Raw genomic sequence first — 25,821 nt, 5'->3', positions numbered from 1 at the left:
CGCTCGGGCTGCGGCCCGTGGGGGCGCTCTCGCGGGCCGGTGGCTTTCCGACGTACCCTGAGATTGGACTAGACCTGTAGCCGCTCCAGGGCACACCGACGGAAGGGGTCCAATGAGCATGAGCACGCGTGCGGTCCTGGAGGTGATCGCCCTCGACCCCGAGGACGCGATCGCCGCCCAGGCCGGAGGCGCGGACCGTCTCGAGCTGGTCACCGACATGGCCGCCGACGGGCTCACCCCGCCGGCCCGGACCTTCGCCGGGATCCGTGCCGCCGTCGACCTCGACCTGCGCGTGATGCTGCGGCTCGCCGACGGGTTCGCGGCGGGGGAGGTCGACGAGCTGGTCGGGGTCGCGCGCGAGCTGCGCGCGGGCGGGGCCGACCAGTTCGTGCTCGGCTTCCTCGGCCCCGACGGCGGGGTGGACCTCGACGCCGTGGAGCGGGTCGTCGCCGAACTGGACGGCTGCCGCTGGACCTTCCACCGGGCGATCGACCGCGCCGCCGACCGCGCCGCCCTGCGCAAACAGCTGGCCGACCTGCCCGGCCTGGACTGCTACCTCACCGCCGGCGCCGCCACCGGCGTCGACGACGGCCTGCCCACCCTGCTCGCCGAGGCCGGCCGGCGCGGCGAGCCCGGCTACGAGCAGCGCCTCCTCGTCGGGGGCGGCCTGCGCCTCGACCACGTGCCGCCCCTGCTCGCCGCGGGCATCGACGGCTTCCACATCGGCGGGGCGGCGAGGCCGGGAGGCTGGGGCGAGCCCGTTTCGGCGGCGGCGGTGGCCCAGTGGCGGGACGCGCTGGACGCGCCCCGGGGCTGACGCGGGCCTACGCCAGCTGCTCCGGCAGTGCGGCCGCGTGGGTGACGATCAGGCCCGACACCGCTCGGGTCAGCGCCACGTACAGGCGGCGCAGGCCAGTCCGTTCGTCCGGCTCTCCGTCGACCACGGCTCGGGGCTCGTCAAGGACGACATAGTCGTACTCAAGCCCTTTGGCGAGCGACGCCGGGACCAGGGTCAGCCGGGTCTGGGCGGTCGTCTCCTCACCCGGGGCCAGATACGTGATCCCGGCCGCGGTGAGCGCCTCGGCGAGGGCGGGGATCCGGGCGTCGGCGGCGATCAGACCGGTCGAACCCTCGTTGCGGAGCAGCTCCTCGCACGCGGCGACGACCTCGGCGGTGCCGTCGATGCCGCGGACCTCGAAGAAGCCCGGGTTCTCCCGGACCGAGGCGACCGGGGTGAGGCCCGGTGCGATGTGCGGCAGCAGCCGCGAGGCATAGGTGATGACGTCCGTCGGGACGCGGAAACCGGCGGTCAGCTCCTCCACCACCCCGTCCGTCTTCCCCAGGTGGCCGAGGGCCTCGTCCCAGCTCCGGGTCGCCCACGGGGTGGTGCCCTGCGCCAGGTCGCCGAGGACGGTCGCGGAGCCGGTGGTGCAGCGGCGGCCGACGGCCCGGTACTGCATGGGGGACAGGTCCTGCGCCTCGTCGAGGACGACGTGCCCGAGCGAGTGCGTGCGCTGCACGAGGTCCGTCGCCTCGTCGATCAGCACCGCGTCCGCCGCCGACCACCTGGCCGACTTCACGCTGCGCACCGGCTTCGCCCACAGGATCGTCTTCTGCTCCTCCTCGTCGAGGATCCCGTCGGCGTGCGTGGCGAGGAAGTCGGCGTCGGTCAGCAGACGCAGGACGAGCTTCGCCGGTTCGACCGCCGGCCAGACCTCCTTCACCGCCGCCTTCACCGCGCTGTTGCGGGCCACCGCGTCCTGCACCCGGTCGTCCGGGGCCTCGCCCGAGCGCTCCATCTGCACCAGCACCGCGTGCGCGACGCGCTGCGGCAGGGCCTCGCGGGCGGCACCGTAGCGGATGTCGCGGTCCAGCAACTCGCGCACCAAGCCCTCGAGTTCGTACGCCGGGACGCGCCAGCGCCGGGAGCCGCGCACCACGACCACGGGTTCGGTGGGCATGGTGACGTGCGAGTAGAGGGCCCTTCTGAGCACCTCCGCCATCCGCGCGTCACCCTTGACGAGCGCCGCCGCCGCGTCGTCGGTGCCGCGCACCTCGACCTGGCCCACGAGGTCGTCGACGGTGGCCTGCCGGACGGCCAACTCGCCCAGCGCCGGGAGCACTTGCTCGATGTAGTGCAGGAAGGACCGGTTCGGCCCGATGACCAGCGTGCCGGTCCGGGCGAGCCGCTCCCGGTGGGCGTACAGCAGGTATGCGACCCGGTGCAGGCCCACGGCCGTCTTCCCGGTCCCCGGACCTCCCTGCACGCAGACCGTGCCGCCGAGCCCGCTGCGGACGATCTCGTCCTGCTCCGGCTGGATGGTGGCGACGATGTCGCGCATCGGGCCGACACGCGGGCGCTCGATCTCCTGCTGGAGCAGCTTGCTCGTCGCGGCCGCCTCGGCGGGGTCGGAGAGGTGCTCGTCCTCGTACGCCGTGAGGTCGCCGCCGGTGTATCCGAAGCGGCGCCGCAGCCCGATGTCCATCGGGTCCTTCTTGGACGCCCGGTAGAACGGCTGCGAGACCGGTGCGCGCCAGTCGATGACCATCGGGTCGCCGTCGGCGTCGTGCACATGCCGCCGCCCGATGTAGAACTGCTCTCCCTCGGCGCCCTCGGCCTGTTCGGCTCCGGGTGCGTGCAGATAGTCGAGGCGGCCGAAGAACAGCGGGGTGCCGCTGAGGTCGGCCAGCGCCTTGATGCGCTCGTCGATCTGGCGGGCGAGCACCTCCGCGTTCACCCAGTTCGCGGTGACGTCCTTGATGTCGAGCGACTCCACGTCCTCGCGCATGGCGCGCAGGGCGGCGCGGGAGGCGGCGAGGTGGGAGCGTTCCCGGGCGAGGGGGTCGTGGGCGGGCGTGGACAAGGGGGTGCCTCCGGGGGGCCTGGTGGGCGCGTGCGGTGGTGGGTGCCGACCGGTTTCCGGCCGGCAAAACTAGGGGCGGCCCGTAGGGCCTCGATTGAGGGTGGCGGTGGGAGGCGGGCGGGCGGCACTCCTTGAGGGAGGCGGGCAAGAGCGAAGATTCTAGTGAGGCAGGGTCGGCGGTAGCCAATCCTTTTCCGCCCCCTAGGGACCCTTAGGGGGCTCGTACCTCCGGCCTAGGGGAGGGTCCGACCGTGGGTGGACCGAAATATGCCCGGGATTGGGCCTTGGGGCCGATGCGATCCCTGTGTCCGGGTTCCACCATGGAGACATGAGCGCAGCAACCATCCACCCAGCCCCCGCCCGCCCGGCCGGAGCCACCGCCGTCGACGGCGTCCCCCACCACCGTCTGGGCGACGCACTCCGTGCCGTCAAAGTCTTCGTGAGCGCGGCGTTCAGCGTCGTCGTCCTCGGCGAGTACGGCGAGGAAGCGGGCATACACCACAGGTGACCGCATAAGTTCATCGCCGTGCCAAAACGGTCGGTGATGTCCTGTGTCCTCCTCGTCGTCTCCCTCTCCTCCCTCGCCGTCCTCTGCCTCTGGCAGCGCGTCCCGATGGCCGACGCGCTGGTCTACCGGGCCGAGGGCGAGGCCGTCGCCCACGGCGGCGACCTCTACGGCCTCACAGTCACCGAATGGCGTCTTCCGGCGACGTATCCGCCCTTCGCGGCGGTCCTGTTCGTCCCGACGACCTGGATCCCCGTCCCGGCCCTCAAGCTCACCTTCCTCGCGGGCAACGCGCTCCTGCTCGCCTGCCTCGTCACCCTCTCCGCCCGCCTCGCGGGGCGCACCCTGTCCCCGCCCGCCCTCCGCACCGCCACGGCACTCGCCCTCTGGCTCGAACCGGTCTTCCAGACCCTCGTGTTCGGCCAGATCAACCTGGCGATCATCTGCCTGACCCTGTGGGACCTCACCCGGCCACCCGGCGCCCGGGCCAAGGGGGCCGCCGTGGGCATCGCGGCCGGGATCAAACTCGTACCCGCCGTGTTCATCGCCTACCTGCTGCTGCGCCACCGCCACCGGGAGGCCGCCACGGCGACAGCGGCACTGACCGCGACCGTCCTGCTCGGCACCCTCGTGCTGCCCACCGCCGGCGTCGACTTCTTCACCCGCCGCCTCTACGAGACCGCCCGCGTCGGCAAACCCTGGATCATCGACAACCAGTCCCTGCAAGGCCTGATCGCGCGGATGCTGCGGGACCCGGCCCCCGGACCCGCCTGGCTGCTCCCGGCGACAGCCCTCGGCGTGCTCGGTCTGTGGCTGGCGGCCCGCGCCCACGAGGACCGCTGGGGAATCCTGCTGACGGCCTTCACCACCCTGCTCGTCTGCCCCATCAGCTGGTCCCACCACTGGGTGTGGTGCGTGCCGCTCATCGCCGTACTCCTGGCGGAGGGCCGCACCCGCCTCGCTGCGGTGACGACGGTGGTGTTCACGGCCCGCACGATGTGGCTGGTACCGCACCAGGGATCCCTGGACCTCCGGCTTCCCTGGTGGCAGCAGCCACCGGCGGCGCCGTACCCACTGCTGGGCCTGGCCCTGCTCGCGCTGTGCGCCCAGTTGAGTACCACGACCCCGGTGGATGAGTACGCGCACACACGCACCGGCGCCCCCCGCGGGGTTTGACTGGCCGTATGACGACACAGCACATCAGCGCGGCCGACGCCACCGCGGATCCGGCCGGGCGGGACCGCCGGGCCTGGGTGGCACCGCTCACCGCGACCGTCATGCTCGCCCTGCTGGGCCCGTTCGCCCTCATCCTCGGCGGGCTGTCCGCGATGGCCACGGACAGCTGCGGCCCCGACGACTGCTCCCAGGCCCTGACCGCCTCGCTGTCCTTGATCTACGCGATCCTCTTCTTCGGCGGCTGGGTCAGCTGCGCGGCGCTGGTCACCGCATGGGTGCTGCCCTGGAAGCGCCGCTGGCGCGTACTCCGCCTCTGGTCGGCCGTCGCCGTGCTGGTGCCGCCGCTGGCCGTGCTGTTCCTGGTCTTCACGCTGCCCGCGCCCTGACGGGCTCAGCCTCCGGCCAGGATCTCGTCCGCGTCCATGATCCGGTACGCGTAGCCCTGCTCCGCCAGGAAGCGCTGGCGGTGGGCGGCGAAGTCCTGGTCGAGGGTGTCGCGGGCGACGACGGAGTAGAAGTGCGCCTGGTGACCGTCGGCCTTCGGGCGGAGCACCCGCCCCAGGCGCTGGGCCTCCTCCTGCCGGGAGCCGAACGTCCCCGACACCTGGATGGCGACGGTCGCCTCCGGCAGGTCGATGGAGAAGTTCGCCACCTTCGACACCACCAGCACGCTGATCTCGCCCTCCCGGAAGGCGTCGAACAGCTTCTCGCGCTGCGCGTTCGAGGTCTCACCCTTGATCACCGGCGCGTTCAGGTGCTCGCCCAGCTCGTCGAGCTGGTCGATGTACTGCCCGATGACGAGGATCTGCTGCCCGGCGAACCGCCGCACGATCGCCTCGGTGACCTTCCGCTTGGTCTCCGTCGTCGCACAGAAGCGGTACTTCTCCTCCGTCTCGGCGGTCGCGTACGCCAGCCGCTCGGTGTCCGTCAGATTGACCCGGACCTCGACGCAGTCGGCGGGCGCGATGTACCCCTGCGCCTCGATCTCCTTCCACGGCGCGTCGAACCGCTTCGGCCCGATCAGCGAGAAGACGTCCGACTCGCGCCCGTCCTCCCGCACGAGCGTCGCCGTCAGCCCGAGCCGCCGCCGTGCCTGAAGGTCGGCGGTGAACTTGAAGACCGGCGCGGGCAGCAGGTGCACCTCGTCGTAGACGATCAGCCCCCAGTCCCGGGAGTCGAACAGCTCCAGATGCGGGTAGACGCCCTTCCGCTTCGTGGTCAGCACCTGGTAGGTCGCGATGGTGACCGGACGGATCTCCTTGCGGGTACCGCTGTACTCGCCGATCTCGTCCTCGGTCAGCGAGGTCCGCTTCACCAGCTCGTGCTTCCACTGCCGGGCGGAGACGGTGTTCGTGACGAGGATCAGCGTCGTCGACTTGGCCTCCGACATCGCCCCGGCCCCGACCAGCGTCTTCCCGGCGCCGCAGGGCAGCACGACGACACCGCTGCCGCCGTGCCAGAAGTTCTCCACGGCCTGCTTCTGGTAGGGCCGCAGCGCCCACCCGTCCTCGGCCAGCTCGATCGGGTGCGCCTCACCGTCCACGTACCCGGCGAGGTCCTCCGCCGGCCAGCCCAGCTTCAGCAGCGTCTGCTTGATCTGCCCGCGCTCGGAGGGGTGCACGACGACGGTGTCCGGGTCGATCCGGGCGCCGACCAGCGGAGCGATCCGCTTGGACTTCAGCACCTCCTCCAGCACCGGCCGGTCCGTGGTGGAGAGCACCAGCCCGTGCGCCGGGTGCTTGGTCAGCGTCAGCCGCCCGTACCGGTCCATCGTCTCGGCGATGTCGACGAGCAGCGCGTGCGGCACCGGATACCGGCTGTACTGCACGAGCGCGTCCACCACCTGCTCGGCGTCGTGTCCCGCCGCCCGCGCGTTCCACAGCCCCAGCGGCGTCACCCGGTAGGTGTGGATGTGCTCCGGCGCACGCTCCAGCTCGGCGAACGGCGCGATGGCCCGACGGCAGTCGCCGGCCCGCTCGTGGTCGACTTCCAGGAGCAGGGTCTTGTCGGACTGGACGATCAGCGGACCATTCACGTACGTCATTCCTTCCGCATGGACCAAACCTCCAGTGTGCCGCACCACGCCCCGAAACGGGGGCCCGCTCCTTCCCGGGCCGCTCCCGGGCAACTCCACGCACTGTTCGGATGTCTCACCACATGAGCGGCGGCGCGGTGTGCGCGGGCGCGGTGAGGAGTTCGCGGTATGTCGGGACGCAGATGGGCAACCGGCGTGGGCGCCGTCGTGGTGCTGGCCGCCACGGGCACCTGGGCGATGCGGCCGGCGGACGTCGACACGCGGCCGGCGGACGTCGACACGCGGCTGTGGGGCCGGATACGGCCGGTGATCGAGGCCCGGCTCGTGACGGAGGCGCACGGCAGCGGCTACGGCGAGACCGTGCCCGGGCTCGACGCGCGCTGGTTCTGCCGGGCGGAGCCGATCGGCCTGGAGGAACACGGGGACGTCGTCCGGGCGGGCGTCGACACGTTGTGCGTCGAGTACGGCGTGCACGGCCACACCCTGGTCGAGTGCAGCGCCGGACAGGTCCCGCAGGTGGTGCGGCTGGCGCGGGGCACGGACGGCGGCTACCGGGTCGTGTCACGGGAGGAGGCCCCCGACGGCGCGGAGAACGCCCAGTGGACCAGGGCACACCTCGGTGTCTTCGCCTCGCTCGACGACCGTATGCCGTCCGACGCCCTGGCCGCCGCGGCCCGCACCCACTTCGGCCTGGCCGCGGACGCGCCCGTCGGGGACTGCTGAGATCGGCTGCCGAGACCGGCGACGCTCAGTCGTCCGCCAGCTCCGCCACGCCCGTCACCCGGTGCAGCGGATACGTCCGCACCTCGTCCGCCGTGTGGTCGTACGCCGTCACGAAACCGCCCTCGACCCGGATCGGGGCGATGACCCGCTGGCTGGCGGTGCCCTCGGCGTTCACATAGCCGATCCAGAGGGCCTCGCCGGTGAGGACGGCGGCCTGCATGGTGGCGAGGGTCTCGGCGGAGCTGGTGCGGGGCAGGTCGCCGTCGGAGACCGGAGTGCCGACGGCGGGCTTGCGGGGGGCGGTGGCGGCGAGATCGCCCGCGCGGATCGCCCGGATCGCGGCCGACAGCAGAGTGCCGTCGGGCGGCGGCGGGCCGTCCGGAACCGGCTCCGGGGCGGTGCGCGGCGGGGTGCGGTGAGCATGGGCGCGGGTGATCAGCACATCACCCTCGGCGGACTCGGCGGCCGGGGCGAACCCCATCCCGCGCAGGCCCTCCAGCAGCGTCGCCGGATCGGCCTGGGCCGCCAGCACCGTCGGCGCCAGCCGGCGCAGCCGCAGCGCCGCCGCCCGCCGGTCGGCGAGGATCTCGCTCAGCAGCGCGTCGTCGTCGCAGCGCACATAGGCCGACGCGGCACCCACCCGCAGATGCCCGTGCTTACGGGCCACATCGTCGATCAGATACGCCAGCGGCTGCGGCACCGGCGTACGGGAGTGGGCGGTGAGGAAGGAATGCAGGTCCGACGCGGTACGCCCGGCGTCCAGGGCACGCCGCACCGAGGCGGGCGTGAACCGGTACACGGTGGCACCCCCCTTGGACTCCACGTCCGCGAGCACCCCCAGCATGTCGGCGAGCGGCCGCTTCAGCGGGCCCGGCGCCACCGCCGTCAGATCGGCCTGGAGCAGCACGTGGTCCAGGGGCTCCGGGAGCAGCGGGGCGAGCACCCGGGCGGCGGCGGACGTGGCGACGGCCTGCTCGGCCGCGGACAGGGGCTCGCGGACGGCCGGCTGGTGATGACGGTGATGGACGGGCAGCTTGTCACCCGGTCCGGCGGGCGCCTTCCCGGCCGTATGCGGAGCCGGCGCCCCGATCAGGGCACGCCCGTGCCCGGACAGCGCGCCCCGGCCCGTCACCCCGAGCAGCTCCGCCTCCGACAGCGTCCACGAGGCCAGCCGGGACCGCAGATCGTCGTCCCGCTGCGGCCCGCGCAACGGCCGCTCCCAGCGCAGCCGCTCCAGCACGGCCTCGGCGGACGGCGCCCCGCCCGCCGGCAGCCCCGCCAGCAGCCAGAGCACCCGGTGCCGCACCTCGGGCGCCGCGGACCGGTCAAGACCCGGACCCAGCGCCGACAACGTACGGTCCTTCGCGTCCCGCCCGCCGATCACCCCCGGCGTCCGCGTCACCGTCAGCCACGCCTCGGCCAGCCGCGCCCAGCGCTGCGCCGCGGGCTGCTCCAGCCACTCGTCGTACGCCGGGGTCGGCGCGTACCGCTCGTCCGCCTCACCGTCGGAGGCCAGCAGCCCCGCCGCGTAGGCCAGCTCGACCCAGAACGCGGCGACCGGCTCGGCCACGTCCAGGGCGACGGCCGTCCGCTTCAGATCCCGCACGCTCAGGCCCCCGGCCCGCAGCACCGCGGGCCCGCCCTCGTCCCACTCCTTCAGCAGCTCCTCGACGGTGGCCAGCGCGGTGTACGCCTGCCCCGCCGCCGTCGCGTCCACCATCTCGGGCCGGTGCGCCGAGGCCGGCTCCACGGTGGGCGGCACCGGCTCCGGCTCCCGGTGGGCGCGGCCCGCCCGCAGATGCAGGGCGACCTCCCGGGGCAGTACGACCGTGCCGGGCGCCGTCGGCAGCAGCAGACCGCGATCGAGCAGCCAGCGCAGCCGGGCCGCCGGATCGGCGGTGACCTGCCCGTACGGCGGCCCCCACACCAGCCGGTCCAGGACTTCCAGCGACTCCGCGGGCGCCTGGTCGAGCAGCGCCGCCATCCGCTCCCGGTCCGTGAACAGGTCGCTCAGCGCGGCCGCCGCGGACACCGAGTCATGGGTGGACGGCAGCCCGGCCGTGGTGACGATCTCCTGGATCCGGCCCGGCGACATCCCCGACGTCGTCTCCTGCACGGTCGGCCCCAGCCCCGTCGGCGACGGATGCTGCGCGGACGGCGCCAGCAGCTCACGGGCGGTCCGCACCAGCCGCAGCCGGTCGTCGGCGCCCCACGCGAGGGCCTGCTCGCGCAGGGCCCCCACGGCACGGGGCAACGCCGCCGCGACCACCGGATCCCCGGCGTCCCCCGCCATCAGCCCCAGCACCTCGTCGTACGTCGCCGGGTCCGCCGCCACGGCCAGCGCCTCCGCCGTCTGCAACGCGAACCGGTCCAGCCGCTCCAGCGCCCGCAACACCGAGGCCCGCGTCCCCGCACGGGTCGCCAGCTGCGTGAGGTCGGTGGGCACGGGCGTGATGAGGTCCGGCCGGGCGCGCAGCAGCCCGGCCAGGGAGGCGTCGTCACGCGCGCGGAGCGCTTCCGCGAGGGAGCGGGGCGCCGGGCGGTCCTCGGTGCTCATCTGCCCCACGTTAGCGGGTGGGTACGACGGTGACCCCGGTCCGCATTACTCAGCCCGTCCGGCGTTTGAGGACGAGGCCGTTCAGGCCAAGCGGGGGTCTGGGGGCGGCAGCCCCCAGCAGACGCCCGCACCAGCACCGGCACCTGCCGGCACGCGGTACCTTCGGACCCGGGGAAATAACGGCCGAACCCCCGGAGGGACTTCGTGGGGATTGAGAGCGACCAGGTCGTCTACGAATACCTGAGCCGCGTCGGCGACGTGGCCCAGCAACGCCAGCTGCCGTCATCCGCACGGATGCGCCTCGTGACGGAGCTGCGCAACGAGATCGACCGGCACCGGGCGAAGACCACGGTGGACAGTCCCGCCGCGGTCCGCCGCATCCTGGACCGCCTCGGCACCCCGGACGAGGTCGTCACGGCGGCGGGCGGCACCGCCGGGGCTCCCGAGGCGCCGCCCGCCGCGGTGCCCGTACAGCGGGACGGCGAGGAGGGCGCGCGGCCGAAGGGGCTGCGCCGGGTCGTACCGCGCCCGCGCCCGGCCGAGCCGGACCCCGCCCCGCCCTCCTGTGCCCCGTCCCCGCCGCACCTGGCGGGCGCGGACGAACTCGGCGACAGCGCCGCGCAGCCCGACTGGTGGCGGTTGGACAGCGGCCCCTTCGGGGTCGGCGACAGCGTGCCGGGTTTCGTCGGCGGGGTGGAGATCCCCGAGCTGCTCAAGCAGCCGCCGAGCCTGGAGAAGGAACCGGCGAAGGAGACAGAGCCCGCGCCGGCGGCCGCCGGGGCCGTCGAAGCCGCCGGGGGCACAGTGGCCGCCGCGGACCCCGCCGCCCCCGCCCGGCGCCGCAGGCTCCCACTGCCCCGACCCGCCGCCGGCTGGACCAACCCGCTCCTGCTGCTGTCCGCCGCTGCCCTGGTGGCCGGGGCGGTCATGGGCAACCCGTTCGTGCTGATCCTGGGCTGGCTCATCGCGTACGGCTCCCGTCGGCTCACCCCGGCGGAGACCAAATGGGCCGTGATGGGCATGCCGGGCCTGGCGCTCGCGGCCGGCGTGGTCTGGCTCTGGGGCCGCGACAACGGCCGCTGGGGCACCCCCATCGTCCAGGGCCACATGAACGACGCCCTGGCCGAGACCTGGCCGTGGGTGGTGCGCGGCGCGGCCGTGGCCTCGGCGCTGTTCCTGGTCTGGCGCTCGCAGAGACGGTGACGGTTGCCCAGTTCACAGTCCCGGCGGGCCTGGGTGCCGTGCCGCCTGGGCACAATGGCCCATATGACCTCACGCCCGCTGACCGTCGGCTTCGACCTCGACATGACCCTGATCGACTCCCGCCCCGGCATCCGAGCCTGCTACCAGGCACTGTCGGAGCGGACGGGGACGTACATCGACGCCGACCTGGCGGTGACCCGGCTGGGACCGCCGCTGGCCGATGAGCTGATCAACTGGTTCCCGGCCGAGCAGGTGGCGCCGATGAGCGAGCTGTACCGGGAGATGTACCCCACGATCGCCATCGCCGCGACGCCCGCGCTGCCGGGCGCCCGCGAGGCGATCGACGCGGTGCGGGAGGCCGGCGGACGGACGATCGTCGTCACCGCCAAGTACGAGCCGAACGCCAAGCTGCACCTCGCCCACCTCGGCATCGAGCCCCACGCGGTCGTCGGCGACCTGTGGGCCGAGCAGAAGGCGCGGGCGCTGCGCGAGCACGGCGCGGGCGTCTACGTCGGCGACCACGTGGGTGACGTGCGCGGGGCACGCACGGCGGGCGCCCTGTCCGTGGCCGTGGCGACCGGTCCGTGCGACGCGGAGGAGCTGCGCGCGGCGGGCGCGGACGTGGTCCTTGACGACCTGACCGAACTCCCGGCCTGGCTCACGGAGTACCGCCAGGCCGCCTAACGCGGAGCAGCTTCCCGCGCCGCTCGCCGCCCCGCCGCGACCGAGCGCAGCACGCCGGCGCCCGCGACGAGGAAGCCGACGCCCATCAGCATGCACAGGCCGTACATGAACGCCGGAAATGGTTTCGCGCCGAGGAAGAGCGGGGCCACGGTGACGAGAGTGGCCACGGCACCGATGAAGAACACGACGGCACCGGCGCGGATCAGTCCGTCACCGGGTGCGGCGGAATTCGTTTGGGTTTTGTCACGCACCGGACCAGGGTAGTTCCCAGCGCGAAGGAACAACCGGGCGACGTCTTGTCAGCCGCCCCAAGACCATTAGCCTTGGACCGGCGGGTCATGGTCGACCCGCCCCAGTGCTATCAAGAGCCGTTCCAGAGCTGTTTTCCGAAGCAGTTTTCCGACGAGTACGAGGACGAGGACAGACGTGCCTACCGGCAAGGTCAAGTGGTTCAACAGCGAGAAGGGCTTCGGCTTCCTCTCCCGCGACGACGGCGGTGACGTCTTCGTCCATTCCTCGGTCCTCCCCGCCGGCGTCGACGCGCTCAAGCCGGGACAGCGGGTGGAGTTCGGCGTGGTCGCCGGCCAGCGCGGCGACCAGGCCCTGTCGGTCGTCGTACTGGACCCCACACCCTCGGTCGCGGCCGCGCAGCGCAAGAAGCCGGACGAGCTGGCCTCCATCGTGCAGGACCTGACGACCCTCCTGGAGAACATCACCCCGATGCTCGAGAAGGGCCGCTACCCCGAGAAGACCTCCGGCAAGAAGATCGCCGGCCTGCTGCGGGCGGTCGCCGACCAACTGGACGTGTGACCCGCCCGCTCGGGGAAACGTGAGCGCGTCAGGCCGAGGGGCGGCACCAGCCCCTCGGCCGCCGCGCGCGTGAGCAGGCCCCGGCGCCTGCTTCTGCCGTCCTTGCGCCACTTCGCGGGCTGTTGTGGTGTACGCGGGTTCAGGGAAATGAGAGGGCCTCGGGCCCGAGGGGCGGCACCAGCCCCTCGGCCGCCGCGCGCGTGAGCAGCCCCCGTACGGCCGCATAGCCGTCCTCGCCGAGTTCCGAGGTGAACTCGTTGACGTACAGGCCGATGTGCTGGTCGGCGACGGACGGGTCCATCTCCTGGGCGTGTTCCATGACGTACGGGCGGGAGGCCTCGGGGTCGTCCCAGGCCGCGTGGACGGACGTACGGATCGACTCGGCGAGCCCCCGCAGCGCGTCCGTGCCCAGTGACCGCTTGGCGACGATCGCGCCCAGCGGGATCGGCAGCCCGGTGGTGTCCTCCCAGTGCTCGCCCATGTCGGCGAGCTTGTGCAGCCCGTAGTTCTGGTACGTGAAGCGCGCCTCGTGGATGACGAGCCCCGCGTCGACCTTCCCGTCCCGCACGGCCGGCATGATCTCGTGGAACGGCATGACCACGATCTCGCCGACCCCACCGGGCAGCGTGTCCGCCGCCCAGAGGCGGAACAGCAGGTAGGCGGTCGACTTCTCGCTCGGCACCGCGACCGTACGGCCCGTCAGGTCGGCCTCGGGCTCCCGCGTCAGCACCAGCGGCCCGCAGCCCCGGCCCAGCGCGCCGCCGCACGGCAGCAGCGCGTACTCGCCGAGGACGTACGGCAGCACCGCGTACGACACCTTCAGCACGTCGAACTCACCGCGCTCGGCCATGCCGTTGGTGATGTCGATGTCCGCGAAGGTGACGTCGAGGGCGGGCGCGCCCGGGACCCGGCCATGGGCGAGGGCGTCGAAGACGAAGGTGTCGTTGGGGCAGGGCGAGTACGCGATCCGCAGCGACTCGTGCTCACCGTGGGCAGTCATACCTGTTTCCAACTCTCCAGTACGGGCGTCAGCTTCCCGAAGCCCTCGGTGAGGGCCGCGAGGGCGTCGCCGATGCGCCAGGCGGCGCGGTCGCGCGGGCCGACGGGGTTGGAGACCGCGCGGATCTCCAGCACGGGCGTGCCGTGCGCGGCGGCCGCCTCGGCGACCCCGAAGCCCTCCATGGCCTCTGCGAGGGCACGGGGGTGGCGCCCGCGCAGCTCGGCGGCGCGGGCCGCGGTTCCGGTCACGGTCGAGACGGTGAGGACGGTGCCGGCGAGCGCGCCGGTCGCCGCGGTCACCTCTCGTACGAGTGATTCCGGCGGACGGTGGGTGACGGTCCCGAAGCCCAGCTCAGTGACCGGAACGAACCCCTCCGGTGTCGCGGCGCCCAGGTCGGCGACGGTGATCTCGTCGGCGACGACGAGGGAGCCGAGGGGCGCCTCGGGCAGGAAGCCGCCGGCGATCCCGGCGGAGACGACCAGCCCGTAGGGGGTGCCGCTCAGCGCGGCGGTGGTGAGGGCGGTCGCGGTGGAGGCGGCGGCGAGGGCGGGGCCCACCCCGGCGGCGACCACGTCGGCACCGGGAAACGCCCGAGCCACCGCGTCCCGTTCGGCGGGTACCGCGGTGGCCACCAGAACCCGGAAGCCGGCTACGGACGACGTGGTCAGGAGTCCTTCTTCAGCTTGAAGGACCACAGACCCGTGACCGTCTTCTCGCCCTCCTTGATGGACACCAGGGTCGAGTTGCCCTGGGCGCCGTACTGGGCGTTGAAGAACACGCTGCCCGGGATGGTCCGGTACGTCTTCTTGCTGGAGTCGGTCAGGGGCTGGCCGTTCATCAGGATCGTCCAGCCGTTGTCCGCGATCTTCGGGTCCACCCCGAAGCGCACGGTCTCGTCCGGGTCCACCTTGATGGACTTGATGTCGGTGTCCTTCAGGCACTTCGTCAGCGACGCCGTGTCGAGGGCGTTGCCGTCGTTGTAACAAGTGGCCTCGGAGTTGACCGAGCTCGTGCCGACGGTGACCGTCGACATCGGTGTCGGCTTGTCGCAGGCCGACAGCAGAAGCAGTCCGGCGGAAACGGCGCCGGCGGCGGCGACGGCGCGGCGGCGTCGCACAACAACGCGTTGTACATCAGCGGCTTCGCCGCGGGGCAGCGTGGTCATGTCCGAAGGCTATCTGGCGTGTCCCGGCCGTTCCCCACGCGGGGTGCGGCGTGCCCGGTTCGTTACGCCACTCGCGGTCGCGCCCGGCCGCCGTGCCGCGCCGAGCCCAGCAGACCGCGCGCCGTGGTCAGCCAGCCCACGGCGACGAAGGCGCCGCCCACCGCCAGGCCCAGCGTGCCGTTGAGCGGCATCACGATGCCCACCGCGCCGCCGAACACCCAGGCCATCTGCAACAACGTCTCCGACCGGGCGAACGCCGACGTCCGCACCAGCTCCGGCACGTCCCGCTGGATCAGCGCGTCCAGACACAGCTTGGCCAGCGCCTGCGCGAACCCGGCGACCGCGGCCAGGCACGCCACCAGGAACGCGCCGAAGAACACCGCCGCGACGATCGCCGCCCCCAGCACCACCGCCACCACCGTCACGATGATGATCTCCGGTGCCCGGGACCTGAGCCACGCCCCGACCGCCGTACCCAGCGCGTTGCCCGCGCCGGCGGCCACGCCCACTATCCCCATCGACACCGCCGCGCTCTCGCCGGTCAGCGGGTGCTCGCGCAGCAGGAAGGCGAGGAAGAAGATCAGGAAGCCGGACAGGCAGCGCAGGGCGGCGTTGGCGCCGAGCGCGTTCGTGACGGCGGGCCCGACCGTGCGCAGCCCCGGCCGTTTCAGCTGCTCCGTGCGGTGCTGGCCGTGCAGATGCCGCTCGTCGGCGGCGAGCAGCGCGATGTCCTCGCCCTTCGCCGAGTCGACCTTCGCGGGCAGGGTGAAGGACAGGAACGCTCCGGCCATGAAGATCACGAAGGCGCCGTAGAGCGGCCAGGGGGAGCCGATCGACTGGAGCCCCGCCCCGATGGGCGCGGCGACCCCCGTGGCCAGCAGCCCGCCCAGGGTCACCCGCGAGTTCGCCTTCACCAGCGAGAACCGGGGCGGCAGCAGCCGGGGCACCACGGCACTGCGTACGACCCCGTACGCCTTGGACGCGACCAGCACCCCCAGCGCCGCCGGATACAGCTCCAGGCTGCCGCTGGCCGCGGCCCCCGAGATGATCAGCGCGAGCAGGGCGCGGGCGAGCATCGTTCCGGCCATCGCGGCCCGGCGGCCGTGCGGCAGCTTGTCGAGGAGCGGGCCGATCACCGGCGCGAGGACCGTGAACGGGGCCATCGTGATGGCCAGGTAGAGCGCGACACGCCCCCGGGCCTCGTCGGTGGGCACCGAGAAGAACACCGTCGAGGCCAGCGCCACGGTGATCATGACATCGCCCGCGCCGTTGACCGCGTGCAGCTCGATCAGCTTGCCGAGCCCGGACTCGCCGGCGCCGTGCGCGTGCGTCGCCTTGCGGATGCCGCGTGCGGTCCCGGTCACCGGGAAGTGCAGGGCACGACCGATCGCGCGGACGGCCCCGCGCACCGGACCCGCACCGCCACCTCGACTACTCCCCCCGGTCCCACCGGTTCCGGTGGCACCCTGGGGCGGCCTCGTGGCTGCCACGACGTTCATAGTGCCCCGAGAGGGGCGTTGATAGTGCGGTTTGCAGCCAAGCGAGTCGAACGGCCGGGCCGGAAACACCACCGTGAACCGGCGAACAACTCCGTCGGTGTAGGCCGAGCGCCGGTGACCGGGTAGCGTGCGTATCTCAGCCATCCCGCAGAATGGATGGCAGAGGTGCGCCCGAGCGCGATCGGACGCGGACGTCGATGCGGCCCACAGGTCCGCTCCGTCCGTTCCACCGCCTTCCGGCCGGCGCACCCGTGAGACGGCGTAGGAGAGAAGCGATACCTGTGAGCGCAGCGACCACGCGAAGCCGCACCCCCGACCGCCTGTGCGCCGAGGCCGTCGACCTAGCCCGTGCCGCCGCCGAGGAGGCGGCCGCGCCAGGCGTCGTCGGCGAGCATGTGGGCCTGGTCGCCGAGGGAGACCGTGTCGTCACGCATTTCTTCGAGTGCAAGGAGCTCGGGTACCGGGGCTGGCGCTGGGCGGCCACGGTGGCCCGCGCGTCCCGCGCGAAGTTCGTGACGCTCGACGAGGTGGTCCTGCTCCCCGGCCCCGACGCCCTCCTCGCCCCCGAGTGGGTGCCGTGGAGCGAACGCCTCCGCCCCGGCGACATGGGCCCCGGCGACCTGCTGCCCACCGACGCCGATGACCTCCGCCTGGAGCCCGGCTACACCGGCGAGGAAGAGCCGCTGCCGAACTCCCCGGTCTCGCACGAGATGGCGGAACTGGCGGAGGCGGAGGACGCGGAGGTCACCCCCGGTGCCCCCGCCGCACAGCCGGTGACCCCCGCCCGCGGCACGATCGCCGCGGTGGCGGAGGAACTAGGCCTGCGCCGCGCCCGTGTCCTGTCCCGCTACGGCCTCCACACCGCCGCCGACCGCTGGGACGACGCCTTCGGCGCCAAGACGCCCATGGCCCAGGCGGCCCCCGCCACCTGCGCCAGCTGCGGCTTCCTGGTCCGCATGGGCGGCTCCCTCGGCCAGGCCTTCGGCGTCTGCGCCAACGAGTTCTCCCCGGCCGACGGCCGCGTGGTGTCCCTGGCGTACGGCTGCGGCGGCCACTCCGAGGCCGCGGTCATGCCCAAGCCGCCCCAGCCGGCGGCTCCGGTGATCGACGAGACCAGGGTGGACCCCTTCCCGCTGCGACCGGCGCCGGATTCCGGGTCGGTACCGGCGGTGGGGGACGAGGAGTCGGCGGAGCTGGGCCACTCGTAGCTGGGGGCTGCCGCCCCCAGGCCCCCGCTACCGGCCTGAACGGCCTCGTCCTCAAACGCCGGACGGGCTGGATGCTGCCGGCCGGGGTGCAGGGGACGCAGTCCCCGCCGGGGTCTGGGGCGGAGCCCCAGGGAGCGGCGACTTCCCAGTTGGGTGTCATGGGTGGGTGGGTGGGAAACCCCCGGGGTCTGGGGCGGAGCCCCAGGGCGCGGCAACCTCCCAGGCCGTCACGGGTGGGTGGGTGGGAAATCCCCGGGGTCCGGGGCGGCCCGGGGTCTGGGGCGGAGCCCAGCGGCAGCGGCGCGGCGCGGTACCTTCGTGGTCAGCCGACGAGGAGAGTGAACGTGAGCAAGTACGTGCGCCCGGCGACCGAGGGCGCCGACCCCTTCGGTACCGCCCGCCTCCGCCGCGGGGTGCTCGACGCCTGGGCCACCAGCCCCGCCCGCTTCCGCGAGGACGCCAACGCCGAGGAGGACCTGGTCCTCGGCGGCTACCGGGACCGCCTCGTCGTCGAGCTGGCCCAGAACGCCGCCGACGCCGCGGCCCGCGCCCACGTACCCGGCCGGCTCCGCCTCACCCTCCGCGACGGCGTCCTGGTCGCCGCCAACACCGGCGCCCCCCTGGACGCGGCCGGCGTCGAGTCGCTCTCCACCCTCCGCGCGTCCGCCAAGCGCGAGGCGGACGAAAGCCGGCCCACAGTGGGCCGCTTCGGCGTGGGCTTCGCCGCCGTACTCGCCGTCACCGACGAGCCCGCGGTCGTCGGCCGGCACGGCGGCGTCCGCTGGTCCCTCGCCGAGGCCCGCGAGCTCGCCGTCGACACCGCCCGCCACAGCCCCGGCCTGGGCGACGAGATCCGCCGCCGCGACGGACACGTACCGCTGCTGCGCCTGCCGTTCGCCGCCGAGGGCAGCGCCCCGGACCCGTACGACACCGCCGTCATCCTCCCGCTGCGCGACACGGCCGCCGCCGACCTCGCCGAACGCCTCCTGCGCGCCGTCGACGACGCCCTCCTCCTCGCCCTGCCCGGCCTGGAGGAAGTGGTCGTCGAGATCAATGACGACGCGCCCCGCACCCTGCGCCGACGCACCGAGGGCGCCCACACGGTCGTCACGGACTCCCGCGACGGCACGACCCGCTGGCGCACGGTCTCCGCGCACGGCCCCCTCACCCCGGACCTGCTCGCCGACCGCCCGGTCGAGGAGCGGCTGCGCCCGCACTGGTCGGTCACCTGGGCCGTGCCCGACCCCGACGGCACCCCGGCCCGCCCCCGCACCACGCCCGTCGTGCACGCCCCCACCCCGAGCGACGAGCCCCTCGGCGTCCCCGCCCTGCTCATCGCCTCCTTCCCGCTGGACACCACCCGCCGGCACGCGGCGCCCGGCCCGCTGACCGACTTCCTGGTGCAGCGCGCGGCGGAGGCGTACGTCGAACTCCTCGCCGACTGGCGCCCGGTGACCGAGGGCATCATCGACCTCGTACCCGGCCCGCTCGGCAAGGGCGAACTCGACGGCGCCCTGCGCCAGGCGATCCTCGACCGCCTCCCGCGCACGGCCTTCCTGCCCCCGGCCGCGCCCCCGAAGCACTCCGCCGAGGGCGCGGGCAGCCCGGATCACGAGGTCGCCGCCGAACTCCCGGAGTCCCTGCGTCCCCGGGACGCGGAGATCGCCGAGGGAGCCGGCACCGACACCGTCCGGGTCCTCGCCGAGGTCCTGCCCACCCTGCTCCCCGCCGGCCTGGAACGCCGCGTCGAGCTGCGCACGCTGGGCGTCGCCCGCCTCCCGCTCGCCGACGCCGTCGACCGGCTGGCCGGTCTGGAGAAGTCCCCCGACTGGTGGTGGCGGCTGTACGACAGCCTCGCCGGCGTCGACCCCGACCGGCTCTCCGGACTGCCGGTGCCGCTGGCCGACGGACGTACGACGATCGGGCCCCGCCAGGTCCTGCTGCCCACCCCGGACGCGGCCGCCGTCGACCCGGAGGTGCTCGGCCGGCTCGGCCTGAAGGTCGCCCACCCGGACGCCGCGCACCCGCTCCTGGAGAAGCTCGGCGCGCTGCCCGCGACCCCGCGTGCCGTCCTGACCACCCCGCAGGTACGGGCCGCCATCGCCGCCTCGCTGGACGACGAGGGCGCGGTGGCCTGGGAGGAGGACGGCCTCGACGCCGAGGAGCTGGCCGACGCCGTCCTCGCCCTGGTCCGCGACGCGGGTCTGGAGCCGGGCGACGAGCCGTGGCTGGGCGCCCTCGCCCTGCCCGACGAGGACGGCGAACTCGCCCCCGCCGGTGAACTCGTCCTTTCCGGCAGCCCCTTCGCCCAGGTCATCCGCGAGGATGAACTTGCGGCCGTGGACGCCGAGTTGGCCGAGAAGTGGGGCGAGCAGCCGCTGGCCGCCTGTGGTGTGCTGGCCGACTTCGCCCTCGTACGGGCCACGGACGTCGTCCTCGACCCGGACGAACTGGAGCCCCGCGAGGGCGACTTCGCCGAACCGGACGACGCCGGCCTGCTGGACGCCGTGGACGTGTGGTGCGAGGACATCCTCGACCGCTTCCCCGACACCCCCGTACCCCCGGTCGCCACCGAACTCGTCGCCGTCCGCGACCTCGACCTCGTCGACGACGACCACTGGCCGCAGGCCCTCGCGCTGCTCGCCCGCCCGCCGCTGCGTGACGCGCTCACCCAGCCGGTGCGGATCCTGCTGCCGGACGGCACCCACGAGGTCGTACGGCCGTACACGGCGTGGTGGCTGCGCGGGCACCCGGTCCTCGACGGCCGCCGCCCGGCGGGTCTCCTCGCGGCCGGCGGCGACCCGCTGCTGCGCGGCCTGTACGACGAGGCGGACGCCACCGGCTTCGAGGACGAGCAGGTCCTCAAGGCCCTCGGGGTACGCACGTCCGTCGCCGCCCTGCTCGACGAGCCGGGCGGCGCCGCGGAACTGCTGGACCGCCTCGCCGACCCGGGGCGCCCGGTCACGCCCGCCCAGCTGCACGGCCTGTACACCGCGCTGGCCGACCTCGACCCGGAGCAGGTCACCCTGCCGGACGAGCTGCGGGCCGTCGTCGACGGGCGGGTGGAAGTGGTGGACGCCGGCGGCGCCGTCGTCGTCGACTCGCCCGACCTGCTGCCGTTCACGTCCGGGGTCCCGCTGCTGCCGGTCCGCCCCACCCGGGCCGCAGAGTTGGCCGAGCTGTTCCAGGTGCGGCGGCTGAGCGAATCCGTGACCGGGGAGGTGGACTCCGAGGGCGCCGAGCACGACGTACCCGAGTCGGTACACGTGCTGCTGGGCCCGCGCACCCCGGACACCTACGTCGAGCACGACGAACTCGTGGTCGACGGCGTGGAGATCGACTGGCGCCTGACCGGCGACGGCGTCCTGCACGCCGCCACCCTCGAGGGCGTCGCCGCCGGCCTCGCCTGGGCCGCCGGCCAGTGGCCGCGCCGCTTCGAGGTCGCGGCACTGCTGGAGGACCCGTCACGCACGGAGGAGCTGGCGCGGGACCGCTGGTTCGACTGAGGAGGGGCCGGGAGCCAGGGCCCCTGGGCGGGGGATGGTTGAGCTTTCGAAGTCTTCCGCACAAATTCTTCAATCGCGTACAACCATTGCCCCTGATGGCGGATCTGATCACCTGAGTCAACAGACTCCCCGATCATTTGGGCCCCGTGCCCACCCTTCTCCATCAGGGGAACACATGCGCATTCGTGCCACCGTGGCCGCCGTCTCCGGCGCCCTGGCCCTCTCCGCGTTCGCCGTGCCGGCCGCGCAGGCCGACGCCTCGTCGTACCGCGCCGACGCCGCGCAGGCCGTCTCGCACGCCGCTTCCGGCAAGACGGCGTTCACCGCCACCACGGCCGCGGACCTGGACGTCACCTTCTCGAACTTCAAGATCGCCTCGGCGATCAAGGTCGGCACCACCAACCACGTCGCCACCACGGTCACCTACACGCTGACCCACGGCTCCGACGTCGACATCACCTCCGACGACTTCGCCAGCGGCCCGTTCATCTACAAGGGCTCCGAGGACAACCCGGACAACATGCTGTTCGGCGACGCCCCGGCGACCTGCACCGCCACCTCGGCGACCACCGCCAGCTGCAAGGGCGACATCGACATCTACCCCAGCTACGACGACGAGCTGTACAACTCGGACGCCGGCACCTGGCACGGCGGCGCGCTGGCCCTCAACTACAGCACCGAGGACAGCGCCGTTCAGTTCGGCCTCGGCACCACCCTGGTGCAGCGCTACTCCAAGCTGACGGTCAACGCCTCGCCGGAGCCGGTGAAGAAGGGCAAGACCATCACGGTCACGGGCAAGCTGTCCCGCGCCAACTGGGAGGACGGCCTGTACCACGGCTACACCAACCAGTCCGTCAAGCTCCAGTTCCGCAAGAAGGGCTCCAGCACCTACACCACGCTGAAGACCATCAAGTCGGACTCCACCGGCAACCTGAAGACCACGACCACCGCGTCGGTCGACGGCTACTTCCGCTACAGCTTCGCGGGCACCTCGACCACCCCGGCGGTCAGCGCCACGGGTGACTTCGTCGACGTGCAGTAAGCAGCAGGCAGGACCGTTCGGCCCCAGGACGCAGCCGGCCTCCTGGGGCCGAAACGTTTCCCCTCCCTCTGTTTTCGGTCATCTGCTTGCAATGACCACACAAAGACTGGCCGGATCCGGCCGTCGGCGTACAACCAGCCGCATGCGCCACTGATCAGAGCTGTCGAGTCAACAGACTCCCCGATCACTTCTCCCACATGGGGAACGCAATGCGCATTCGTGCCACCGTGGCAGCCGTCTCCGGCGCCCTGGCCCTCTCCGCCCTCGCCGTTCCGGCGGCGCACGCCACCGGGTCCAGCGGTACGCCGTACACGATGGACGTCAGCTTCTCCAACCTCAAGATCGCCTCGGCGATCAAGGTCGGCACCACCAACGAGGTCAGCACCACGTACTCGTACACGCTGACCCACGGCGCCGACGTGGACGTCACCGCGTCCGACTTCTACAGCGACGCCTACCTCTACCGCGGCACCCTGGACGCCCCGAGCAAGACGCTGGAGGGCGACGACTTCGCCACCTGCACGGTCACCTCGTCGACCACCGCCACCTGCACGGGCACCGTCGACATCCACCCGGGCGAGGGCGAGCTCAAGAACGCCGACGCCGGCAGCTGGACCGTCGCCGCCGAGGCCTACGCCTTCAACGGCCAGGACCCGGACAACCCCGACCTGAGCAAGGTCGGCTTCAAGGACCAGGGCAGCCTCGCCACCACCAACGTGCAGCGCTACTCCAAGCTCACGGCCAACGCGGGCCCGGAGCCGGTGGCCAAGGGCAAGACCCTCACCACCACGGGCAAGCTGTCCCGCGCCAACTGGGAGGACGGCCTGTACCACGGCTACACCAGCCAGCCGGTCAAGCTCCAGTTCCGCAAGGCGGGCACGACCACGTACACCACCGTCAAGACGGTGTACTCGGACTCGTCCGGCAATGTGAAGGCCACCGCCACCGCGCAGTACGACGGCTACTGGCGCCTCTCCTTCGCGGGCACCACGACCACCCCGGCCGTCAGCGCCACGGGTGACTACGTCGACGTGCAGTGACCCTCCGCCGTAATTGAGACCCGGGGGCCGCCCTGGAGGGCGGCCCCCGGGCAGTGGGGGCGATCCAGCAGGACGAGCGAGGTGACGAGCAGACCGTGCCCCAATTCCCGCAGGACTTCGTCGGAACTCGACGTGTTGCCTTCTCCTGCACGCTCGCCCGCCAGGCGGAGGCCGAGGAACTGAAGAGCCGCACCAACGCCGGCATCGAACGCGCCCGGGACGACAAGGAACAGGACGGCGCCCGCACGGCCGCGCAGACCGCTCTGAGGCCTCGCACCCGGCAAGATCATGTGGCCCGCCGTGTGACGCTCACACCGGAAAGCGGCGGTCGACCCACTTCCACAGGAACTCCAGGGCGACCGCCGCCACCGCGGCGACGGCCACCGCCGTCCACGGCATCGCGACGCCCACCAGCTTCAGGGCGAAGAAACCCTGAAGGGCGGGCACGGCGAGGACGCACACGAACGCCACGCCCATCGAGGCCACCAGGACCACCCGCCACCAGGTGTAGGGGCGGGCGATGATCGCCAGGACCCACATGGAGATCAGGAAGAGGGTCAGGGTGGCCGCGCTCGTCTCCGCCTCCAGGGATCCGTCGCCGGTGTAGTAGTGCCGGGCGACGAGATACATCACGAACGTCGCCACCCCGGTCACCAGCCCGCCCGGCACCGCGTACCGCATCACGCGCCGTACGAAGTGCGGGCGGGCGCGTTCCCTGTTGGGCGCGAGGGCGAGGAAGAAGGCCGGGATGCCGATGGTGAGGGTCGACAGCAGCGTCAGGTGCCGCGGGAGGAAGGGGTACTGGACGCCCCAGCACACCACCAGGACGGCCAGCAGCACCGAGTAGACCGTCTTGACCAGGAACAGGGTCGCCACCCGGGTGATGTTCCCGATGACCCGCCGGCCCTCGGCGACCACCGACGGCAGCGTGGCGAAGCTGTTGTCCAGCAGCACGATCTGCGCGACCGCGCGGGTGGCCTCCGAGCCCGATCCCATCGACACACCGATGTCGGCGTCCTTCAGCGCCAGTACGTCGTTCACGCCGTCGCCGGTCATCGCGACCGAATGCCCCTTCGACTGGAGCGCGCCGACCATCTCCCGCTTCTGCTGCGGAGTGACCCGGCCGAAGACGGTCGCCCCGTCCAGCGCGTTCGCCATCTCGTGTCGCTCGGCCGGCAGCCGGCGTGCGTCGACCACCGAGCCGTCGAGCCCGAGCTTGGCGGCGACGGCGCCCACGGAGACCGCGTTGTCACCCGAGATGACCTTGGCGCGGACATCCTGGTCGGCGAAGTAGCGCAGGGTGTCGGCGGCATCGGGCCGCAGTCGCTGCTCCAGTACGACGAGGGCGGTGGGCGAGGCCTCCTCGGTGACGTCGGGGACGTCCAGGTCGTCCCGGGCCGCGCGGGCCAGCAGCAGGACACGCAGACCCCGCTCGTTGAGCCGCTCGGTCTCGGTCAGGGCCGGATCACCGGCCGGTAGCAGGACATCGGGCGCGCCGAGCAGCCAGGTGCTCGTCTCGCCGTCGCCCTCGCTGAACCTGGCGCCGCTGTACTTGCGGGCGGAGGAGAAGGGCAGCGACTCCACGCAGCGCCACTCCTCGCTGTCCGGGTAGGCGTCGATGATCGCGCGGAGCGAGGCGTTGGGGCGGGGATCGGACTCGCCGAGGGCGCCGAGGACTCGTCGTACGTACGTCTCATCGCTGCCGTTCATGGACCGCAGCTCCGTGACGTCCATTCCGCCCTCGGTGAGCGTGCCCGTCTTGTCCAGGCAGACGGTGTCGACGCGGGCGAGGCCCTCGATGGCGGGCAGCTCCTGCACGAGGCACTGCTTGCGGCCGAGCCGGATGACGCCTATCGCGAAGGCGACGGAGGTGAGGAGCACCAGCCCCTCCGGGACCATCGGGACGATGCCGCCGACGGTCCGGGCGACCGAGTCCTTGAACCCGTGCTGCTTGACCACGAGCTGGCTGATGACGAGGCCTACCGCGGTCGGGACCATCATCCAGGTGACGTACTTGAGGATGGTCGAGATACCGGAGCGCAGCTCGGAGTGGACCAGCGTGAAGCGGGAGGCCTCCTCGGCGAGCTGTGCGGCGTAGGCCTCGCGGCCGACCTTCGTCGCCCGGAACGCGCCGCCGCCCGCGACGACGAAGCTGCCGGACAGGACGCGGTCGCCGGGGGCCTTGACGACGGGATCGGCCTCACCGGTGAGCAGCGACTCGTCGATCTCCAGGCCGTCGGCCTCGACGCACTCGCCGTCCACGACGATCTTGTCGCCGGGCCCGATCTCGATGAGATCGCCGAGCACGATCTCGGACGTCCTCACCTCGGTCGTGACGCCGTCACGGCGGACGGTCGGCCTGGCCTCGCCGATGACGGCCAGCGAGTCCAGGGTCTGCTTCGCGCGCCACTCCTGGAGGATGCCGATGCCGGTGTTGGCGAGGATGACGAACCCGAAGAAGCTGTCCTGGATCGGCGCGACGCACAGCATGACCAGCCAGAGCACGCCGATGATCGCGTTGAACCGGGTGAAGACGTTCGCGCGGACGATGCCGGCGAGGGAGCGGCTGCTGCGTACGGGGACGTCGTTGACCTCACCGCGCGCGGCACGGTCCGCCACCTCGGCCGCGGTCAGGCCGCCGGCCCGGGTCGGCGTGTGCAGCCTTGCACCGGCCGCGTCGATGTGTGTCATGCATTCGACGGTACGTGCGGATTTGCGGCTTCACCCGCCGAATGCGTGTATGCCGGGGCCGGCATCATCCAGCCGTCCGGCGTCTGAGGACGAGGCCCGTTCAGGGCCGATGC

General features: G+C 72.8%; 21 protein-coding genes. 12 read left to right on the top strand and 9 right to left on the bottom strand.

From position 1 onward, the window contains the following. Positions 1 to 118 precede the first annotated feature (118 nt). Complete coding sequence (locus tag ACWGJM_RS01640; protein ID WP_453409652.1) at positions 119 to 817, top strand: copper homeostasis protein CutC; 699 nt, start codon at positions 119 to 121, stop codon at positions 815 to 817. A 7-nt stretch (positions 818 to 824) separates the two neighbouring features. Here ACWGJM_RS01640 and ACWGJM_RS01635 read toward each other — a convergent pair whose 3' ends face one another. Beyond that, positions 825 to 2,864: a HelD family protein gene (locus tag ACWGJM_RS01635; RefSeq protein WP_453409651.1), complete on the bottom strand. Its 2,040-nt coding sequence runs from the start codon at positions 2,862 to 2,864 to the stop codon at positions 825 to 827. A gap of 328 nt (positions 2,865 to 3,192) precedes the next feature. Here ACWGJM_RS01635 and ACWGJM_RS01630 point away from each other — a divergent pair, with 328 nt between their 5' ends. Genes ACWGJM_RS01630 through ACWGJM_RS01620 form a run of 3 tightly spaced genes read left to right on the top strand, consistent with a single transcriptional unit; the run spans position 3,193 to position 4,931 of the window. Beyond that, positions 3,193 to 3,372 (top strand): hypothetical protein, encoded by a 180-nt coding sequence (locus tag ACWGJM_RS01630; protein ID WP_453409650.1) that lies wholly within the window; start codon positions 3,193 to 3,195, stop codon positions 3,370 to 3,372. Between the two features lie 36 nt (positions 3,373 to 3,408). Next, positions 3,409 to 4,545, top strand: a complete 1,137-nt coding sequence (locus tag ACWGJM_RS01625) for a glycosyltransferase 87 family protein (RefSeq protein WP_453409834.1) — start codon at positions 3,409 to 3,411, stop codon at positions 4,543 to 4,545. 8 nt (positions 4,546 to 4,553) lie between these two features. Beyond that, complete coding sequence (locus ACWGJM_RS01620) at positions 4,554 to 4,931, top strand: hypothetical protein (protein WP_453409649.1); 378 nt, start codon at positions 4,554 to 4,556, stop codon at positions 4,929 to 4,931. Between the two features lie 5 nt (positions 4,932 to 4,936). Here ACWGJM_RS01620 and ACWGJM_RS01615 read toward each other — a convergent pair whose 3' ends face one another. After that, entirely contained in the window at positions 4,937 to 6,580 is a 1,644-nt protein-coding gene (locus ACWGJM_RS01615; protein WP_453409648.1) for a DNA repair helicase XPB, read from the bottom strand. 168 nt (positions 6,581 to 6,748) lie between these two features. On the opposite strand from ACWGJM_RS01615, the gene ACWGJM_RS01610 reads away from it, so the two are divergent. Continuing rightward, complete coding sequence (locus ACWGJM_RS01610; RefSeq protein WP_453409647.1) at positions 6,749 to 7,303, top strand: hypothetical protein; 555 nt, start codon at positions 6,749 to 6,751, stop codon at positions 7,301 to 7,303. Between the two features lie 25 nt (positions 7,304 to 7,328). Here the strand turns inward: ACWGJM_RS01610 and ACWGJM_RS01605 are convergent, their stop codons facing one another. Next, positions 7,329 to 9,860: a helicase-associated domain-containing protein gene (locus tag ACWGJM_RS01605; RefSeq protein WP_453409646.1), complete on the bottom strand. Its 2,532-nt coding sequence runs from the start codon at positions 9,858 to 9,860 to the stop codon at positions 7,329 to 7,331. A 204-nt stretch (positions 9,861 to 10,064) separates the two neighbouring features. On the opposite strand from ACWGJM_RS01605, the gene ACWGJM_RS01600 reads away from it, so the two are divergent. Next, the gene (locus tag ACWGJM_RS01600; protein WP_453409645.1) at positions 10,065 to 11,063 is read left to right on the top strand and encodes a hypothetical protein; all 999 of its coding nucleotides are present in this window, start codon (positions 10,065 to 10,067) and stop codon (positions 11,061 to 11,063) included. Between the two features lie 54 nt (positions 11,064 to 11,117). Then, positions 11,118 to 11,747: an HAD family hydrolase gene (locus ACWGJM_RS01595; protein WP_453409644.1), complete on the top strand. Its 630-nt coding sequence runs from the start codon at positions 11,118 to 11,120 to the stop codon at positions 11,745 to 11,747. Here ACWGJM_RS01595 and ACWGJM_RS01590 read toward each other — a convergent pair. After that, complete coding sequence (locus ACWGJM_RS01590; RefSeq protein WP_453409643.1) at positions 11,744 to 11,998, bottom strand: hypothetical protein; 255 nt, start codon at positions 11,996 to 11,998, stop codon at positions 11,744 to 11,746. The two genes, ACWGJM_RS01595 and ACWGJM_RS01590, sit on opposite strands and share 4 nt — an antisense overlap. A 175-nt stretch (positions 11,999 to 12,173) precedes the next feature. On the opposite strand from ACWGJM_RS01590, the gene ACWGJM_RS01585 reads away from it, so the two are divergent. Beyond that, a complete protein-coding gene (locus ACWGJM_RS01585; RefSeq protein ID WP_453409642.1) occupies positions 12,174 to 12,557 on the top strand; it encodes a cold-shock protein in 384 nt (127 codons plus the stop codon). Positions 12,558 to 12,696: 139 nt separating this feature from the next. Here the strand turns inward: ACWGJM_RS01585 and ACWGJM_RS01580 are convergent, their stop codons facing one another. The 4 genes from ACWGJM_RS01580 to ACWGJM_RS01565 form a co-directional block, all read right to left on the bottom strand. Further along, positions 12,697 to 13,557, bottom strand: a complete 861-nt coding sequence (locus tag ACWGJM_RS01580) for a 1,4-dihydroxy-6-naphthoate synthase (RefSeq protein WP_453409641.1) — start codon at positions 13,555 to 13,557, stop codon at positions 12,697 to 12,699. After that, entirely contained in the window at positions 13,554 to 14,252 is a 699-nt protein-coding gene (locus ACWGJM_RS01575) for a futalosine hydrolase (protein WP_453409640.1), read from the bottom strand. Before ACWGJM_RS01575 ends, ACWGJM_RS01580 begins: the two co-directional genes overlap by 4 nt. Beyond that, positions 14,222 to 14,722 (bottom strand): DUF2771 domain-containing protein, encoded by a 501-nt coding sequence (locus tag ACWGJM_RS01570; RefSeq protein WP_453409639.1) that lies wholly within the window; start codon positions 14,720 to 14,722, stop codon positions 14,222 to 14,224. Before ACWGJM_RS01570 ends, ACWGJM_RS01575 begins: the two co-directional genes overlap by 31 nt. 62 nt (positions 14,723 to 14,784) lie before the next feature. After that, positions 14,785 to 16,212, bottom strand: a complete 1,428-nt coding sequence (locus ACWGJM_RS01565) for an MFS transporter (protein ID WP_453409638.1) — start codon at positions 16,210 to 16,212, stop codon at positions 14,785 to 14,787. Positions 16,213 to 16,502: 290 nt separating this feature from the next. Here ACWGJM_RS01565 and ACWGJM_RS01560 point away from each other — a divergent pair, with 290 nt between their 5' ends. From ACWGJM_RS01560 to ACWGJM_RS01545, 4 genes are all read left to right on the top strand, one after another. Further along, positions 16,503 to 17,429, top strand: a complete 927-nt coding sequence (locus ACWGJM_RS01560) for a DUF3027 domain-containing protein (protein ID WP_453409637.1) — start codon at positions 16,503 to 16,505, stop codon at positions 17,427 to 17,429. A gap of 344 nt (positions 17,430 to 17,773) precedes the next feature. Next, entirely contained in the window at positions 17,774 to 20,935 is a 3,162-nt protein-coding gene (locus ACWGJM_RS01555) for a sacsin N-terminal ATP-binding-like domain-containing protein (RefSeq protein WP_453409636.1), read from the top strand. Positions 20,936 to 21,110: 175 nt separating this feature from the next. Further along, positions 21,111 to 21,977: a hypothetical protein gene (locus tag ACWGJM_RS01550; RefSeq protein ID WP_453409635.1), complete on the top strand. Its 867-nt coding sequence runs from the start codon at positions 21,111 to 21,113 to the stop codon at positions 21,975 to 21,977. A gap of 209 nt (positions 21,978 to 22,186) precedes the next feature. Further along, the gene (locus ACWGJM_RS01545; RefSeq protein WP_453409634.1) at positions 22,187 to 23,017 is read left to right on the top strand and encodes a hypothetical protein; all 831 of its coding nucleotides are present in this window, start codon (positions 22,187 to 22,189) and stop codon (positions 23,015 to 23,017) included. A 309-nt stretch (positions 23,018 to 23,326) separates the two neighbouring features. Here the strand turns inward: ACWGJM_RS01545 and ACWGJM_RS01540 are convergent, their stop codons facing one another. Then, positions 23,327 to 25,708 carry an HAD-IC family P-type ATPase gene (locus tag ACWGJM_RS01540; RefSeq protein ID WP_453409633.1) on the bottom strand — a complete coding sequence of 794 codons (2,382 nt, stop codon included), beginning with the start codon at positions 25,706 to 25,708 and terminating at the stop codon, positions 23,327 to 23,329. Between the last annotated feature and the right edge of the window lie 113 nt (positions 25,709 to 25,821).

This window comes from Streptomyces sp. NPDC054834 (assembly GCF_053611185.1).
Note: the sequence above shows the minus strand (reverse complement) of the source record. Positions and strands in the feature narration are given on the sequence as shown.

Excerpts from the sequence above, each read along its gene's own strand:
- ACWGJM_RS01640 (WP_453409652.1), top strand. The coding sequence starts at position 119 with ATGAGCACGCGTGCGGTCCTGGAGGTGATCGCCCTCGACCCCGAGGAC.
- ACWGJM_RS01630 (WP_453409650.1), top strand. The coding sequence starts at position 3,193 with ATGAGCGCAGCAACCATCCACCCAGCCCCCGCCCGCCCGGCCGGAGCC.
- ACWGJM_RS01625 (WP_453409834.1), top strand. The coding sequence starts at position 3,409 with ATGTCCTGTGTCCTCCTCGTCGTCTCCCTCTCCTCCCTCGCCGTCCTC.
- ACWGJM_RS01550 (WP_453409635.1), top strand. The coding sequence starts at position 21,111 with ATGCGCATTCGTGCCACCGTGGCCGCCGTCTCCGGCGCCCTGGCCCTC.
- ACWGJM_RS01610 (WP_453409647.1), top strand. The coding sequence starts at position 6,749 with ATGTCGGGACGCAGATGGGCAACCGGCGTGGGCGCCGTCGTGGTGCTG.
- ACWGJM_RS01580 (WP_453409641.1), bottom strand. The coding sequence starts at position 13,557 with ATGACTGCCCACGGTGAGCACGAGTCGCTGCGGATCGCGTACTCGCCC.
- ACWGJM_RS01620 (WP_453409649.1), top strand. The coding sequence starts at position 4,554 with ATGACGACACAGCACATCAGCGCGGCCGACGCCACCGCGGATCCGGCC.
- ACWGJM_RS01595 (WP_453409644.1), top strand. The coding sequence starts at position 11,118 with ATGGCCCATATGACCTCACGCCCGCTGACCGTCGGCTTCGACCTCGAC.
- ACWGJM_RS01570 (WP_453409639.1), bottom strand. The coding sequence starts at position 14,722 with ATGACCACGCTGCCCCGCGGCGAAGCCGCTGATGTACAACGCGTTGTT.
- ACWGJM_RS01540 (WP_453409633.1), bottom strand. The coding sequence starts at position 25,708 with ATGACACACATCGACGCGGCCGGTGCAAGGCTGCACACGCCGACCCGG.
- ACWGJM_RS01545 (WP_453409634.1), top strand. The coding sequence starts at position 22,187 with ATGCGCATTCGTGCCACCGTGGCAGCCGTCTCCGGCGCCCTGGCCCTC.
- ACWGJM_RS01605 (WP_453409646.1), bottom strand. The coding sequence starts at position 9,860 with ATGAGCACCGAGGACCGCCCGGCGCCCCGCTCCCTCGCGGAAGCGCTC.